This is a genomic window from Streptomyces sp. NBC_00386, assembly GCF_036063235.1.
Lineage (GTDB): Bacteria > Actinomycetota > Actinomycetes > Streptomycetales > Streptomycetaceae > Streptomyces.
This window is the reverse complement of the sequence record NZ_CP107950.1, coordinates 2,694,629-2,709,725: the sequence shown is the minus strand read 5'-3', so window position 1 is coordinate 2,709,725 and position 15,097 is coordinate 2,694,629. Positions and strand designations below refer to the sequence as shown.

Annotated in this window: 12 protein-coding genes; 9 read left to right on the top strand and 3 right to left on the bottom strand. The window is 72.0% G+C overall.

Going from position 1 to position 15,097, the window contains the following annotated elements:
* Positions 1-67: 67 nt before the first annotated feature.
* The gene (miaB, locus tag OG780_RS11700) at positions 68-1,594 is read left to right on the top strand and encodes a tRNA (N6-isopentenyl adenosine(37)-C2)-methylthiotransferase MiaB (RefSeq protein ID WP_328447347.1); all 1,527 of its coding nucleotides are present in this window, start codon (positions 68-70) and stop codon (positions 1,592-1,594) included.
* A gap of 50 nt (positions 1,595-1,644) precedes the next feature.
* Positions 1,645-2,421, top strand: coding sequence for a class III extradiol dioxygenase subunit B-like domain-containing protein (locus OG780_RS11695; RefSeq protein WP_328447345.1), 777 nt, complete (start codon positions 1,645-1,647; stop codon positions 2,419-2,421).
* 163 nt (positions 2,422-2,584) lie between these two features.
* Here OG780_RS11695 and OG780_RS11690 read toward each other — a convergent pair whose 3' ends face one another.
* Positions 2,585-2,851 (bottom strand): antitoxin, encoded by a 267-nt coding sequence (locus OG780_RS11690; protein WP_328447343.1) that lies wholly within the window; start codon positions 2,849-2,851, stop codon positions 2,585-2,587.
* Positions 2,852-2,876: 25 nt separating this feature from the next.
* Positions 2,877-3,116, bottom strand: coding sequence for a hypothetical protein (locus OG780_RS11685; RefSeq protein ID WP_328447341.1), 240 nt, complete (start codon positions 3,114-3,116; stop codon positions 2,877-2,879).
* Between the two features lie 182 nt (positions 3,117-3,298).
* Between OG780_RS11685 and miaA the strand changes: the two genes are divergently transcribed.
* The 6 genes from miaA (at position 3,299) to hflX (ending at position 11,743) form a co-directional block, all read left to right on the top strand.
* Entirely contained in the window at positions 3,299-4,237 is a 939-nt protein-coding gene (miaA, locus tag OG780_RS11680; protein WP_328447339.1) for a tRNA (adenosine(37)-N6)-dimethylallyltransferase MiaA, read from the top strand.
* Between the two features lie 107 nt (positions 4,238-4,344).
* Positions 4,345-4,884 carry a hypothetical protein gene (locus OG780_RS11675; protein WP_328458058.1) on the top strand — a complete coding sequence of 180 codons (540 nt, stop codon included), beginning with the start codon at positions 4,345-4,347 and terminating at the stop codon, positions 4,882-4,884.
* Positions 4,885-4,995: 111 nt separating this feature from the next.
* Positions 4,996-5,865 (top strand): diaminopimelate epimerase, encoded by an 870-nt coding sequence (dapF, locus tag OG780_RS11670; RefSeq protein WP_328447337.1) that lies wholly within the window; start codon positions 4,996-4,998, stop codon positions 5,863-5,865.
* Between the two features lie 236 nt (positions 5,866-6,101).
* A complete protein-coding gene (locus OG780_RS11665; protein ID WP_328447335.1) occupies positions 6,102-8,297 on the top strand; it encodes a RelA/SpoT family protein in 2,196 nt (731 codons plus the stop codon).
* A 167-nt stretch (positions 8,298-8,464) separates the two neighbouring features.
* On the top strand, positions 8,465-9,961 hold the full coding sequence (locus OG780_RS11660; protein WP_328447333.1) for a M1 family metallopeptidase: 1,497 nt from the start codon (positions 8,465-8,467) through the stop codon (positions 9,959-9,961).
* Positions 9,962-10,246: 285 nt separating this feature from the next.
* Positions 10,247-11,743: a GTPase HflX gene (gene hflX, locus OG780_RS11655; protein WP_328447331.1), complete on the top strand. Its 1,497-nt coding sequence runs from the start codon at positions 10,247-10,249 to the stop codon at positions 11,741-11,743.
* Between the two features lie 105 nt (positions 11,744-11,848).
* Here hflX and OG780_RS11650 read toward each other — a convergent pair whose 3' ends face one another.
* Entirely contained in the window at positions 11,849-13,078 is a 1,230-nt protein-coding gene (locus OG780_RS11650; protein WP_328447330.1) for a trypsin-like serine peptidase, read from the bottom strand.
* 390 nt (positions 13,079-13,468) lie between these two features.
* Here OG780_RS11650 and OG780_RS11645 point away from each other — a divergent pair, with 390 nt between their 5' ends.
* Positions 13,469-14,920 carry a diaminobutyrate--2-oxoglutarate transaminase family protein gene (locus tag OG780_RS11645; protein ID WP_443062313.1) on the top strand — a complete coding sequence of 484 codons (1,452 nt, stop codon included), beginning with the start codon at positions 13,469-13,471 and terminating at the stop codon, positions 14,918-14,920.
* Positions 14,921-15,097: the final 177 nt, after the last annotated feature.

Sequence of the window (15,097 nt, the reverse complement as noted above, 5' to 3'; positions counted from 1 at the left end):
TGACGGGCGACGGGTGGCCCCGGCTCCGGCGTCCGGACGTACTCCCGGCACCGCCTACCCTTGTCCCATGAGCAGCGGCGACCGGAGTCAGGCAGTGGACGTTCAGGAATCCAAGACGTACGAAGTGCGCACCTACGGGTGTCAGATGAACGTCCATGACTCCGAACGGCTCTCCGGGCTCCTCGAAGGCGCCGGTTACGTGCGGGCGCCCGAGGGCGCGGACGGGGACGCGGACGTCGTCGTCTTCAACACCTGCGCCGTACGCGAGAACGCAGACAACAAGCTCTACGGCAACCTCGGCCGCCTCGCCCCGATGAAGACGAAGCGCCCCGGCATGCAGATCGCCGTCGGCGGCTGCCTCGCCCAGAAGGACCGCGACACCATCGTGAAGCGGGCGCCCTGGGTGGACGTCGTCTTCGGCACGCACAACATCGGCAAGCTGCCCGTCCTCCTGGAGCGCGCCCGCGTCCAGGAGGAGGCGCAGATCGAGATCGCCGAGTCCCTGGAGGCCTTCCCCTCCACACTGCCGACCCGCCGCGAGAGCGCGTACGCGGCCTGGGTGTCGATCTCCGTCGGCTGCAACAACACCTGCACGTTCTGCATCGTCCCCGCGCTGCGCGGCAAGGAGAAGGACCGCAGGACCGGCGACATCCTGGCCGAGATCGAGGCACTGGTCGGCGAGGGCGTCTCCGAGATCACCCTCCTCGGCCAGAACGTCAACGCGTACGGCAGCGACATCGGCGACCGCGAGGCCTTCAGCAAGCTGCTGCGCGCCTGCGGGAAGATCGAGGGCCTGGAGCGCGTGCGCTTCACCTCGCCGCACCCGCGCGACTTCACCGACGACGTGATCGCCGCCATGGCGGAGACGCCGAACGTCATGCCGCAGCTGCACATGCCGATGCAGTCCGGATCGGACACCGTCCTGAAGGCCATGCGCCGCTCGTACCGCCAGGAGCGCTTCCTCGGGATCATCGAGAAGGTCCGGGCCGCCATCCCGCACGCGGCGATCACCACCGACATCATCGTGGGCTTCCCCGGCGAGACGGAGGAGGACTTCGAGCAGACCCTCCACGCGGTCCGCGAGGCCCGCTTCTCGGCGGCGTTCACGTTCCAGTACTCCAAGCGTCCCGGGACTCCGGCGGCCACCATGGAGGGGCAGATCCCCAAGGAGGTCGTCCAGGCGCGCTACGAGCGTCTCGTCGCCCTCCAGGAGGAGATCTCCTGGGACGAGAACAAGAAGCAGGTCGGCCGCGTCCTGGAGCTGATGGTCGCCGAGGGCGAGGGCCGCAAGGACGGCGCCACCCACCGTCTCTCGGGCCGCGCCTCCGACAACCGGCTGGTCCACTTCACCAAGCCCGACGCAGAGGTCCGCCCCGGTGACGTGGTCACCGTCGAGATCACGTACGCCGCCCCGCACCACCTGCTCGCCGAGGGCGCCGTCCTGGACGTGCGCCGCACGCGCGCGGGCGACGCCTGGGAGAAGCGCAACGCCGCCGAGACCGCCAAGCCGGCCGGCGTCATGCTGGGCCTGCCGAAGATCGGGGCCCCGGAGCCGCTTCCGGTCGCCGCGGGCAGCGGCTGCGGCTGCGACTGACCGCGCCCGCCGGGGCGGACCGGGCGGTGCGCGGCGATACGCTGCGGCTCATGCTTGTAGCCGCCGCAGTCTGCCCCTGCCCTCCGCTGCTCGTCCCCGATGTCGCCGCGGGAGCGGCCCCCGAGCTGGACGTCGCGCGCGCCGCGGTCATGGACGCGCTGGGCGTGCTCGCCGCGTCCCGTCCCGACCTGCTGGTGGTCGTCGGCCCGGCCGAGAAGAGCGGTCGCGGACCCCATCCGGAGGGCACCCGCGGCTCCTTCAGCGGCTTCGGGGTCGACCTCGACGTGTGCCTCGGCCGTCCGGACGCCGGCTACGCGAACCGTGACACGGACGGCGCGGGTGCGAACCGCGACACGGACGGCGCGGGTCCCGGTTCACCGGAACGTGAGCTGCCGCCCTCGCTCGCCGTCGCCGCATGGCTGCTGGAGCGCACCGGCTGGTCCGACGCCCCGGTGGAGGGGCTCGGGGTCGGAGAACCCCTGGAGGCCGAGCGGTGCGTCGAGACAGGGGCGCAGATCGGCGGGCGGGCCGGGCGGGTGGCCCTGCTCGTGATGGGGGACGCCAGCGCGTGCAGGACCCTCAAGGCGCCGGGCTATCTCGACGAGCGCGCGGAGGCCTTCGACGCGGAGGTCGCGCGGGCGCTCGGGGCGGCCGACGTCGCGTCCCTCAAGGCGCTGGACATCGATCTGGCGTACGAGCTGAAGGCCGCGGGGCGCGCGCCCTGGCAGGTCCTCGCGGGCGCGGGCGAGGGCGCGGGACTCGGCGGCGCCCTGCTGTACGACGACGCTCCCTACGGGGTGGGATACCTGGTGGCGGCCTGGTCGTAGACCGGGGTCGGATGCCAGGCCGTACGCGGCGAACGGCCTGGGCGTGCTCCTCGGACTCCCCGCCGCTTTCTCGGACGCACCCGCCGACACGCAGTCACCGGACGCGGCGGACGGCCGGAAGCAGCCTGAGCTCTTCGCGGCCGTCCGCCGATGCGCGGGTCGTTCAGGACGCCGGGGGCGGGGCCGGCATGTCCGACGGACTCGCGTCCCCGCCCCCGGCGTCCTTGTGCGCGAGGCGGTCCATGGCGTCCTTCGCCTTGCCCGTGCCTGTATGGATCGTGTCGCTGTACTTGTGCCCGGTCTTGTCGTCGACCACCTTCGCGGCCTTGTCGAGGCCGTGAGCGACCTTGTGCCCGTGCTGTTGCGCGAGCCCGGAGACCTTGTCCTTGGCGGGCTCCAGCTTGGCTTTCAGATTGTCCATCAGACCCATGGTTCGCCTTCCCTCGCGGGACAGATCAGGTGCGGGAGCCCTTGTCGGCCTCGTTGTCGGCGGCCTCTTCGGGGGTCTGCTGCCGGGGGATGCCGGCGTCCTCCGCGGCGGTGGCCCCGGCGGTCCGAGCCGTCGCCTCGCCCTCGTTCCCCCCGGACGAACCCTCGGCCTCCACCGCTCCCCGCGCCTCGACGGCCGGTGCCTCGACGGCCGGTGCCTCCTCGGTGGCCTTCGACCTTCGGAGAAGCCGTTCAAAAACGCCCATATCAGCTCCATACGTTACTCGTGAGGGCGAAATTCCGCGTCGCCCGGTGCGGCCCATTGCGTCAACCGGGTCACCGGTCCTCGGAACCGGCGGCCGGAACCTCGCATGAGGGAACGAACCCGGAAGCCTGGCGTCACGCTGCTCGTTGCCGGAGAGGTCCCGGGGTTTGCGAGACTGGGACCGTGAGCAGCGCACCTCCCGCACCCCGGGTCATCGCCGTCGTCGGACCGACCGCCGCAGGAAAGTCCGATCTGGGCGTCTTCCTCGCCAGGCGTCTCGGCGGCGAGGTCATCAACGCCGACTCGATGCAGCTGTACCGCGGGATGGACATCGGCACCGCCAAGCTGACGCTCGCCGAGCGCGGCGGCGTCCCGCACCACCTCCTGGACATCTGGGACGTGACGGTCGCCGCCAGCGTCGCCGAGTACCAGCGGCTCGCCCGAGCCCGGATCGACGCGCTGCTCGCCGAGGGGCGCTGGCCGGTCCTGGTGGGCGGCTCCGGACTGTACGTCCGCGGAGCCGTCGACAAGATGGAGTTCCCCGGCACCGACCCCGCCGTGCGCGCCCGCCTGGAGGAGGAGCTCACCCTGCGCGGCTCCGGAGCCCTGCACGCGCGGCTCGCCATGGCCGACCCCGGGGCCGCCCAGGCGATCCTGCCCAGCAACGGCCGCCGCATCGTCCGCGCCCTCGAGGTCATCGAGATCACCGGCAAGCCCTTCACCGCCAACCTGCCCGGCCACGACTCCGTCTACGACACCCTCCAGATCGGTGTGGACGTGGCCCGCCCCGAGCTCGACGAGCGCATCGCGCGGCGGGTGGACCGGATGTGGGAGGCCGGGCTCGTGGACGAAGTGCGCACGCTGGAGGCGCAAGGCCTGCGCGCCGGGCGCACGGCCTCCCGCGCGCTCGGATACCAGCAGGTCCTCGCAGCGCTCGCCGGGGAGTGCACCGAGGACGAGGCCCGCGCCGAGACCGTTCGCGCCACCAAGCGCTTCGCGCGCCGTCAGGATTCATGGTTCCGGCGCGACCCCAGGGTGCATTGGCTCAGTGGGGCTGCGGCGGATCTCACAGGACTTCCGGAACTCGCACTGGCGTTGGTCGAACGACCGGTCACAGCCTGATCACGTCATGGCATCGGGACGCTCCGGCCGTCATCCGGGCCTCCGGTGCCGTGCCATCATCGAGCTTCGATCGACCAGTGAAATCCGAGTTGGGAGGGCGCGTGGCGATGGAGGCCGGCCCTCGCGACACTGCACGAGGCACTGAGTACGGTGCTGATCGGGACGGAGTTCGTCTGAGCATCGATCCGGACGCCGACCTCGGCGTCGAGCCGGAGCTGGGCGGAGAGCGACTGAGCTCCGACGGCCCCGAGGACACCCCTGGCGGAGTGATCGCCGATGGCCCCGGCCCCGGCGAGATGTCCCCGGAGCCGGAGGTCGAGGTCGAGCTGCGCCCGCAGCGCCTGCTGCGCATCTGGCAGCTCGCGCCCATCGTGGCGCTGGCCGCGACGGGCTCCCTGATGTTCGCCTTCCCGCTCGCCTTCGAGTTCGGCGACGGCGGTGCCGTGGTCGCCATGCTCGGCCTGCTGATCTGCCTGTGCGCCGCCGGCTGGGGCCTGATGGCCGCCCGCCGGGTCGGCTACGCGCTGCCCGGCTTCCCGCCGCGCGGCTCCGGCCGACGCGCCGACTGGCGGGTGGTGCTCGCCTACGTCGTGATCGTCGCCGCGGTGGCCGTGCTCGCCGTGGGACGCGTGGCCCGACTGCGCTGACCCCGGGCCCGTTCCGCGGCGGACCACCGCGGGCCGGTGCCGGCGTGAGCGCCGTCCCGGCACCCGCACCGCGCGGGCAGGGCTGTCGTAGCGACCCCGTACGATCGAGGAATGAGCACGCGGATCGCCTTCCTCAAGGGCCACGGGACCGAGAACGACTTCGTGATCATCCCGGACCCGGAGAATGTCCTCGACCTGCCTCCCGCCGCCGTCGCCGCCCTGTGCGACCGCCGCGCGGGCATCGGCGGAGACGGTCTGCTGCACGTCGTGCGGTCCGCCGCGCACCCCGAGGCCGAGGAGATGGCGGCCGAGGCGGAGTGGTTCATGGACTACCGCAACGGCGACGGTTCGGTCGCCGAGATGTGCGGCAACGGAGTGCGTGTGTTCGCCCACTATCTCCACCGCGCCGGACATGTGGCCGAAGGGGACACCGCGATCGCCACGCGCGGCGGCGTGAAGCCCGTCCACATCGCCAAGGACGGAGACGTCACCGTCGGCATGGGCAAGGCGCGCCTCCCCGAGGGCGAGGTCACGGTGAGCGTCGGCGAGCGCAGCTGGCCCGCGCGCAACGTGAACATGGGCAACCCGCACGCGGTCGCCTTCGTGGACGACCTCACGCACGCCGGCGATCTTTTCACGCCGCCGCCGTTCACCCCGGCCTCCGCCTACCCGGACGGGGTCAACGTCGAGTTCGTCGTCGACCGCGGGCCGCGCCATGTCGCCCTGCGGGTCCACGAACGCGGCTCGGGCGAGACCCGCTCCTGCGGCACGGGCGCCTGCGCCGTGGCCGTCGCCACCGCCCGCCGCGACAACGCCGACCCCGCCGTGACCGGCACCCCGGCGACGTACACCGTCGACGTGCCCGGCGGACGCCTGGTCATCACCGAGCACGCGGACGGCGAGATCGAGATGACGGGCCCCGCCGTGATCGTCGCCGAGGGCGAGATCGACGCGGAGTGGCTGGACGGCGCGCTGCGCTGAGCCGCACAGGACGGACGTCGTACGTCCTTGCCGTCCCTTCCAGAAAATCGAAACCGTAAACCCCAAAACCTTCGCTCGATCGGGTGATCCGTTTCACGCTCGGCGAGAGGCGGCCAACCGGGCGTGGTGGGGTCGGTAGCATCAAGCACCGGCCCGGACGGGGGATCGACACCATCCCCTGAGCCGAGTACGCCATGGGGCACCCGTCCGCCGGTCTGACGCAGCCGGAGGTGCCCATGAGTGCGGAGGCGACGAATCCCGCGAAGCCAGGCCCTGCCACGCCCGCCGACCGGCGCCCGGCGTCGCTGGAGCCCGGGGTGCCCCCGGCGCACCGCAAGAAGGCACGGGCCCGGATCGATCTGCGCCGGCTCGGGCGGGCCGCGCTGCTCGGGCCCGCGGCCCGCGACCGGCTGCCGGACGCGATCGGGCATGTGGCCGAGGCCCACCGCGCCCACCACCCCGACGCCAAGCTGGAGCCCCTGCGCCGGGCGTACGTGCTCGCGGAGTCCTCGCACCGCGGCCAGATGCGCAAGAGCGGCGAGCCGTACATCACCCACCCGCTCGCCGTGACCCTGATCCTCGCCGAACTCGGCGCGGAGACGACGACGCTGACCGCCTCCCTGCTCCACGACACCGTCGAGGACACGGAAGTGACGCTCGATCAGGTCCGTGAGGAGTTCGGCGACGAGGTCTGCTACCTGGTCGACGGCGTCACCAAACTGGAGAAGGTCGACTACGGCGCCGCCGCCGAACCGGAGACCTTCCGCAAGATGCTCGTCGCCACGGGCAACGACGTCCGGGTCATGTCGATCAAACTCGCCGACCGGCTGCACAACATGCGGACCCTCGGCGTCATGCGACCCGAGAAACAGGCACGCATCGCCAAGGTGACCCGGGACGTGCTCATCCCGCTCGCCGAGCGCCTCGGCGTGCAGGCGCTCAAGACCGAACTGGAAGACCTCGTCTTCGCGATCCTGCACCCCGAGGAGTACGAGCACACCCGGGAGCTGATCGTCGAGAACGCGAGCCGGGCGGACGACCCGCTCGCGGAGATCGCCGAGGAGGTGCGCGTCGTCCTGCGCGACGCCGGCATCCAGGCCGAAGTCCTCATAAGGCCGAGGCACTTCGTCTCCGTGCACCGTGTGTCGCGCAAGCGCGGCCCGATGCGCGGCGCCGACTTCGGACGCCTCCTGGTACTCGTGAACGAGGACGCCGACTGCTACGGCGTCCTCGGCGAACTGCACACCTGTCTCACCCCGGTGGTCTCGGAGTTCAAGGACTTCATCGCCGTCCCCAAGTTCAACCTGTACCAGTCGCTGCACACGGCCGTCACCCGCGGCGACGGCCAGGTCGCCGAAGTCCTCATCCGCACCCACCAGATGCACAAGGTCGCCGAGGCCGGAGTCATCGCGCTCGGCAATCCCTACGCCCCGCCGTCGGAGGAACAGCCGGACGGCGGAGGCGAGCGCCCCTTCGACGGCGAGCGCGCCGACCCCACCCGCCCCGGCTGGCTCTCCCGGCTGCTCGACTGGCAGCAGGGCGCTCCTGACCCGGACACCTTCTGGTCGACGCTGCGCGAAGACCTCGCCCAGGACCGTGAGATCACCGTCTTCCGCGCCGACGGAGGCTCGCTCGGCCTGCCGGAGGGCGCCAGTTGCGTCGACGCGGCGTACGCGCAGTACGGCGAGGACGCGCACGCCTGCATCGGCGCCCGCGTCAACGGCCGCCTGGCGACGCTGAGTACGGTCCTGAAGGACGGCGACACCGTTCAACTGCTCATGGGCCAGGACCCCGCCTCCGAGCCCTCCAGGGAGTGGCTGGAGCACGCGCACACGGCCGCCGCGCGGATCGCCATCCAGCGCTGGATGGCCACACACCCCGCACCCGGCGACGAGGAGACGGCCCGGGCCTCCGCCGCCGGCCCCCGGCCGCCCGTCGCGGCTCCGCCCCGCCCCGCCGAGACGCAGACCGCCCGCCCGGCGAGCGCCGTCGCCGACCCGCCCGGCGCGTCCGTACGCATGGCCGGCTGCTGTACGCCCGTACCTCCCGACGAGGTGACCGGCTTCGCCGTCCGCGGGGGAGTGGTCACCGTGCACCGCGTGGAGTGCGCCGGAGCGGCGCGCATGAAGAGCGCGGGGCGCCCGGAGGTGGGAGTGCGCTGGGGCGACACCACCGAGTGCCGCGTCACCCTGGTCGCCGAGTCGTTCGGACGCCCGCATCTGCTCGCCGACCTCACCGAAGCCATCGCGGGGGAGGGGGTCGCCATCGTCTCCGCGACCGTCGAACCCCCGAGCCAGCAGCGGGTACGCCACACCTACACGCTCCAACTCCCGGACGCGGCCCACCTCCCGGGCCTGATGCGCGCGATGCGCAACGTGCCGGGCGTGTACGACGTGAGCCGCGCCCAGCATCCGGCGACCGCGGCACAGTAGACCGGGCTTCACGCGGTCCTCCGGCGGCGGGGGCGAAGGCGGCCGGACACGGGGTGCCGGGTCCGGCAGCCGCGCGCTGCCCCCAAAGAGTCCTGGGACCTACTCGTTCGGGTGGGCCGGGTGCGAGTCGGCCGCGCGGAGGAGGTGCGCGCTGGTAGCCGTGGTCCATGCCGCACAACCCCACCCCCACGCCCGCACGCCCGAGAAGCCGCCGCGTCACGGCGGCCCTGCTCACCTCGGCCGTCTCCGTCTGCCTGATCGCCGCGAGCGCCCCGGACCCGGCCGGGCCCCTGGGGGTCGGCGACCGCCTCTTCCCTACTCTCGGCAACCCCGGGTACGACGTCGAGTCGTACGACCTCGACTTCGTCTATCCCGGCCGCAACGACAAGCCGCTCACCGCCGTGACCACGATCGACGCCGTGACCACCGAGTCGCTCGACCGCGTCAACCTCGACTTCGCGCACGGAAGCGTCCGGTCGGTCGAGGTCGACGGAGCTCCCGCCCGCTTCACCAAGGCCGGCGAGGATCTGGTGGTGACGCCGGCCGAACGGCTGCCCGCCGGGAGCCCGGTGCGCATCACCGTGCGGCACACCAGCGACCCGGTGAGCGCGAAGGGCCAGGACGGAGGCTGGGTACGGACCAAGGACGGGCTCGCGATGGCCGGTCAGGCCGACGCCGCGCACCTGGTCTACCCGTGCAACGACCATCCCTCCGACAAGGCCGTGTTCACCGTCCGCGTCACGGCCCCCGACGGGTACACGGTCGTCGCCAACGGACTGCCCCGAGGCACCCGCCGGGCCCGCGGCGCCACGACCTGGACGTACCGGACCGAGCACCCCATGGCCACCGAGCTGACCCAGGTGTCCATCGGCCGCTCGGCCGTGCTGCACCGGCAGGGACCGCACGGCCTGCCCGTCCGGGATGTCGTCCCCAGCGCCGACCGCGCGGCGCTCGAACCGTGGCTGCGCAAGACCCCCGGCCAGATCGCCTGGATGGAGAGCAAGGTCGGACGGTACCCCTTCGAGACCTACGGGCTGCTGATGGCCCAGGCGCAGACCGGCTTCGAGCTGGAGACGCAGACGCTCTCGCTCTTCGAGAAGGAGCTCTTCACCCAGCCCGCCTACCCGAAGTGGTACGTCGACTCGATCATGGTGCACGAGCTGTCGCACCAGTGGTTCGGCGACAGCGTCACCCCCCGCACCTGGTCCGACGTATGGCTCAACGAAGGCCACGCCACCTGGTACGAAGCGCTGTACGCCGAGGAGAAGGCGCACAAGCCCATGGAGAAGCGGATGAAGGCCGCCTACCGGCTGTCCGACTCCTGGCGGGCCGCCGGCGGCCCGCCCGCCAGGCCCAAGGGACCCAAGCCCGGCCAGAAGATCAGCATCTTCCGGCCGAACGTCTACGACGGCGCGGCCCTGGCCCTGTACGCGCTGCGCCAGGAGATCGGGCGCGCCGACTTCGAGCGCCTGGAGCGCACGTGGGTGAGCCTCAACCGCGACGGCGTGGCCTCGACGGCCGACTTCGTGGACCTCGCCTCCGCCGTCGCCGCACGTGATCTGAGCGGCTTCTTCAAGGCGTGGCTGTACGCCGCGAAGACGCCGCCGATGCCCGGGCACCCGGACTGGAAGAGCGACGCACCGAAGGAACGCAAGAGCGCGTGAGGCCCGCGCAGGGGCCCCGGAGCGACGGGAGCGCCCCCGGAGCGCCGGGACCGGGCCTGTCGCGGCACCCCGCGGGCAGCGATGCCCGCGGGTGTCCGGCGGGTCACGATAAGTCGCGTGACGGGCCAGGCCGTGCCGTGCGACCATCTCCGAGCCGGCGGCGCGACCCCTCCATGGAGGGTTGGTCCGCCCGGAACCGGGAATCTCCCGGTGGCCACGCGCGTTGTTCCCTCTGTGGGGCGGCATCCGTCGGCCCGCGGCTCACCCCATCTACGTAAGGATCCAATGACCTCCTCTTCTTCCCCTTCCCAGGACGCGCAGACTTCCGCGCAGAACTACCCCGAAGGTCTTCGGGCCGATGCCCTGATGGAAGAGGACGTCGCCTGGAGCCACGAGATCGACGGAGACCGGGACGGCGAGCAGTTCGAACGCTCCGAGCGCGCGGCGCTGCGCCGTGTGGCGGGCCTCTCCACCGAGCTCGAGGACGTCACCGAGGTCGAGTACCGACAGCTCCGTCTGGAGCGCGTCGTCCTCGTCGGTGTCTGGACCTCGGGGACCATCCAGGACGCGGACAACTCGCTGGCCGAGCTGGCCGCGCTCGCGGAGACCGCGGGAGCGCTCGTGCTCGACGGCGTCGTCCAGCGCCGTGACAAGCCCGACGCGGCCACGTACATCGGTTCCGGCAAGGCCAACGAGCTCCGGGACGTCGTGATCGAGACCGGCGCCGACACCGTGATCTGTGACGGTGAACTGAGCCCCGGCCAGCTGATCCACCTCGAGGACGTCGTCAAGGTCAAGGTCATCGACCGTACGGCCCTGATCCTCGACATCTTCGCCCAGCACGCCAAGTCCCGGGAGGGCAAGGCGCAGGTGGCGCTCGCGCAGATGCAGTACATGCTGCCGAGGCTGCGAGGCTGGGGTCAGTCGCTGTCCCGTCAGATGGGCGGCGGCAAGGGCGGCGGCCTCGCCACCCGTGGTCCCGGTGAGACCAAGATCGAGACGGACCGGCGCCGCATCCGCGAGAAGATGGCGAAGATGCGCCGGGAGATCGCGGAGATGAAGACCGGCCGCGAGATCAAGCGCCAGGAGCGCCGCCGCAACAAGGTGCCCTCGGTCGCCATCGCCGGTTACACGAACGCCGGCAAGTCGTCCCTGCTCAACCGCCTCACGGGCGCGGGCGTCCTCGTCGAGAACGCGCTGTTCGCGACCCTCGACCCGACCGTGCGCCGGGCCGAGACCCCGAGCGGGCGGCTGTACACGCTGGTCGACACGGTCGGATTCGTACGCCATCTGCCGCACCACCTGGTCGAGGCGTTCCGCTCCACCATGGAGGAGGTCGGCGAGTCCGACCTGATCCTGCACGTCGTGGACGGTTCGCACCCGGCACCGGAGGAGCAGCTGGCCGCGGTCCGCGAGGTCATCGGTGACGTCGGCGCGACCAAGGTGCCCGAGATCGTCGTGATCAACAAGGCGGACGCGGCGGACCCGCTGGTGCTCCAGCGCCTGCTGCGGATCGAGAAGCGTTCCATCGCGGTCTCGGCGCGTACGGGCCAGGGCATGGACGAACTGCTCGCGCTGATCGACAACGAGCTGCCGCGCCCCTCGGTCGAGGTCGAGGCGCTCGTTCCGTACACGCACGGCAAGCTCGTCGCCCGCGCCCACACCGAGGGCGAGGTGATCTCCGAGGAGCACACCGAGGAGGGCACCCTGCTCAAGGCGCGGGTGCACGAGGAGCTGGCCGCGGACCTCGCACCGTACGTCGCGGCGCCGGCCCTCCGGTAGGCGACCGGACCGGCACTCCGGCGGGCGACCGCTCAGCACGCACGAAGGCCCGCCCCCTCCCGAGGGGGCGGGCCTTCGCCGTGCCGGCCCGTCACGTCGTGCGGGTCACCGCCCGGCGAACTTCGCGCTCACCGAGTCGTACACACCCTTGGCCACATCGCCCAGCCGCGGGCCCGCCAGCCAGCCGAACTTGACCGGGCCGATCGAGGTGTTGGACACCAGGGCCGGCTTGCCGTCCGAACCCGTGGCCACCCAGCCGCCGCCCGAGGAACCGCCGGTCATCGTGCAGCCGATGCGGTACATGGTCGGGTCGGCCTGCGCGACCGACAGCCGTCCCGGCCTGTCCGTGCACTGGTACAGCTTCTGGCCGTCGAACGGCGCCGCGGCCGGGTATCCGGTGGCCGTGATGCTCGACACCTGGGGCACGGCCGGAGCGTTGAAGTTCACCGGCAGCGCCGAACCCACCGTCTCCTCCAGGGACTTGCCGTTGCCGCCCTTCTCCGGCGTCACATGCAGCACCGCGTAGTCGTACGAGGCTCCCTGGCCGCCCGTGGAACCGCCCTGCTCGATCCACTGGTCCGAGGTCTGCGCCCAGTCGCTCCACCAGACACCGTACGGAGCGACCTCCTGGCGCGGGGCGCTCTCCAGCTGCGCCTCCGTCCTGCCGGCGTCGTTGTACGAGGGCACGAAGGCGATGTTGCGGTACCAGCCGCCCTTCTTGCCGGCGTGCACACAGTGGCCCGCGGTCCACACGAGGTTGGACTTGCCCGGGTGCGCCGGGTCCTCGACCACCGTCGCCGAGCAGACCATCGTGCCCTCGGGGGCGTCGAAGAACACCTTGCCCGCCTCGGGCACGCCGGCGTGGTACGACGCCTTCACGGCCTGAGCCGTCACCGGGGCCGGTTCCGGGTCGGTGACGCCCTGGTCACCGGTGAGGTCGGCGTCGTCGACGCCCTTGTCCTTGTCCGGGTCGTCCGCGCCGCGCATGCGGGCCGGGTCCCAGAGGTCCTTGATGATCGGGTTGATGAAGTCGTCGGCCTGGCGCAGCCATTCGTCCTTGTCCCAGTTCTTCCAGGCGCCTTTCTTCCACTTGTCGACATCGATGCCGTGCTCTTTGAGCTTGTTCTTGATGTCGTCCGGGATCTGGATCTTTCCGTCACCGCCCTGGGACGCGGAGGCGGTCGGCTCACCGCTCGCCGTGTCGCTGCCCGAGTCGCAGGCGGTGGCCGTCAGCGTCAGCGCCGCGGCGAGGCCGACGGCGGCCAGGACGGGGGACGTTCTGCGGCGCGCGCTCCTGCCTCGACGGGTGGCGAAGGGCGGGCGTATGGATCGCATGGTGTAACTCCCCCTGGAATCATGGGAACGGTGCGGTGCGGTGCGTCTGCGGGTGCCTGAGCGGCTCGTCCGGCGGGGCCGAACGGCATCACAGACTATGCGGTCGCCATGAGGGACGCCCGACGGAACGGCAACGGTTCAGCTACGGGGGCGCTCACGCGGTACCCGGCGGTCTCTGACGGAGAGCCACCGCGCGCGCCGTCGATCCACCCGGTGAGGAACCGGCGAAGAACCGGCGAGGAACCTCGAATTCACCCGCTTCCCAACGCGACCGGCGTCGTTGGTACGTACGGGGGGCCTGCCGCCTGCGTCCGGACCCTTCTGCCAACTCGCCTCTGAACAGCGGGAGGACCTGAAGTCGTGGCCGTGACCGAGTCAGTGGTGGTGCCGGTGGAGGCGCCAGGGGCATCCGAGAGGGCGCGGGACACCGGCGCCGAGGCGCCCGAGCGGGCGCGCGCCGCGCACGAAGGCATTCTGCGGCGCCAGTCGGCGCGCGAATCGGCGGCTCGTACCTACGCGCGCGCCCTTCCGATCGTTCCCGTACGGGCCCGCGGGCTGACGATCGAGGGTGCCGACGGGCGCCGCTATCTCGACTGCCTCTCCGGAGCCGGGACCCTGGCCCTCGGACACAACCACCCCGTCGTCCTGGAAGCGATCAGAAAGGTTCTCGACTCGGGCGCGCCCTTGCACGTCCTGGACCTCGCGACACCGGTCAAGGACGCCTTCACCACCGAGCTGTTCCGCACCCTTCCGCCGCGGTTCGCCGAGCGCGCGCGGGTCCAGTTCTGCGGACCGGCCGGGACGGACGCCGTGGAGGCCGCGTTCAAACTGGTGCGCGCGGCCACCGGCCGCACCGGCATGCTCGCGTTCACCGGCGCCTACCACGGGATGACCGCGGGGGCGCTCGAAGCGTCAGGCGGCGCGACCGACGTACGTGTCGCGCGCCTGCCCTATCCTCAGGACTACCGCTGCCCGTTCGGCATCGGCGGCGACCGCGGCGCCGAACTCGGCGCGCGCTGGACGGAGTCCCTCCTCGACGACACCAAGTCGGGCGTCCCGCTCCCCGCCGGGATGATCTTCGAGCCCGTCCAGGGCGAGGGCGGGGTCATCCCCGCGCCGGACGCCTGGACACGGCGGATGCGCGAGATCACACGGACCCGGAACATCCCGCTGATCGTGGACGAGGTCCAGACGGGTGTGGGCCGGACCGGCGCCTTCTGGGCCGTGGAGCACAGCGGGATCACCCCGGATGTGATGGTGCTGTCCAAGGCCATCGGCGGCAGCCTGCCACTGGCCGTCATCGTCTACCGCGACGACCTCGACGTCTGGGAGCCCGGCGCCCACGCCGGCACCTTCCGCGGCAACCAACTGGCCATGGCCGCCGGCACGGCCACCCTGGCGTACGTCCGTGAGCACGGCCTCGCCGAACGCGCGGCGATCGTCGGGGCCCGCATGCTGGACCGGCTGCGCGCGTTCGCCACGGAGTTCCCCTGTGTCGGCGACGTCCGCGGCCGCGGTCTGATGATCGGCGTCGAACTCGTCGACCCCGAAGGGCCGCCGCAGCCCACGCCCGACGGCCCCACGCCCGACGGCCCCCGCCCCGCCGCCCCCGAACTCGCCGCCGCCGTCCAGCGGGAGTGCCTGAGCCGGGGCTTGATCGTGGAACTCGGCGGCCGCCGGTCCAGCGTCGTACGGCTCCTTCCTCCCCTGACGATCAGCGACGAACAGGCGTCGGCCGTGCTCGACCGGCTTGCCGACGCGGTGAGCGCGGTGAGCGCCACGGCCATGGGCGACCGGAGACCCGGGAGGGACGGGACACGGGGTGCCGACGGTCCTGAGTGACGGCCCGGCCTCTTCCGTACCGGGCGTACGCATCCCGGTGCGACCCGCCGGAACACCCGCCCGAGGACACCACGGACCCGGCGGGCCAGGTCGGTGAGGAACCAGCCCGGGCCCACCGCCCTCCCCGCCCCACCGACCGACCAGGAACGCCGAGCGTGCGGCGCACGCCGGTACCGG

What these genes read in the sequence shown, in the direction of transcription:
- OG780_RS11660 (WP_328447333.1), top strand. Translation starts at nt 8,465, where the DNA reads ATGCCGCACAACCCCACCCCCACGCCCGCACGCCCGAGAAGCCGCCGC.
- OG780_RS11685 (WP_328447341.1), bottom strand. Translation starts at nt 3,116, where the DNA reads ATGGGCGTTTTTGAACGGCTTCTCCGAAGGTCGAAGGCCACCGAGGAG.
- OG780_RS11695 (WP_328447345.1), top strand. Translation starts at nt 1,645, where the DNA reads ATGCTTGTAGCCGCCGCAGTCTGCCCCTGCCCTCCGCTGCTCGTCCCC.
- dapF (WP_328447337.1), top strand. Translation starts at nt 4,996, where the DNA reads ATGAGCACGCGGATCGCCTTCCTCAAGGGCCACGGGACCGAGAACGAC.
- OG780_RS11665 (WP_328447335.1), top strand. Translation starts at nt 6,102, where the DNA reads ATGAGTGCGGAGGCGACGAATCCCGCGAAGCCAGGCCCTGCCACGCCC.
- OG780_RS11690 (WP_328447343.1), bottom strand. Translation starts at nt 2,851, where the DNA reads ATGGGTCTGATGGACAATCTGAAAGCCAAGCTGGAGCCCGCCAAGGAC.
- OG780_RS11650 (WP_328447330.1), bottom strand. Translation starts at nt 13,078, where the DNA reads ATGCGATCCATACGCCCGCCCTTCGCCACCCGTCGAGGCAGGAGCGCG.
- OG780_RS11675 (WP_328458058.1), top strand. Translation starts at nt 4,345, where the DNA reads ATGGAGGCCGGCCCTCGCGACACTGCACGAGGCACTGAGTACGGTGCT.
- miaB (WP_328447347.1), top strand. Translation starts at nt 68, where the DNA reads ATGAGCAGCGGCGACCGGAGTCAGGCAGTGGACGTTCAGGAATCCAAG.
- hflX (WP_328447331.1), top strand. Translation starts at nt 10,247, where the DNA reads ATGACCTCCTCTTCTTCCCCTTCCCAGGACGCGCAGACTTCCGCGCAG.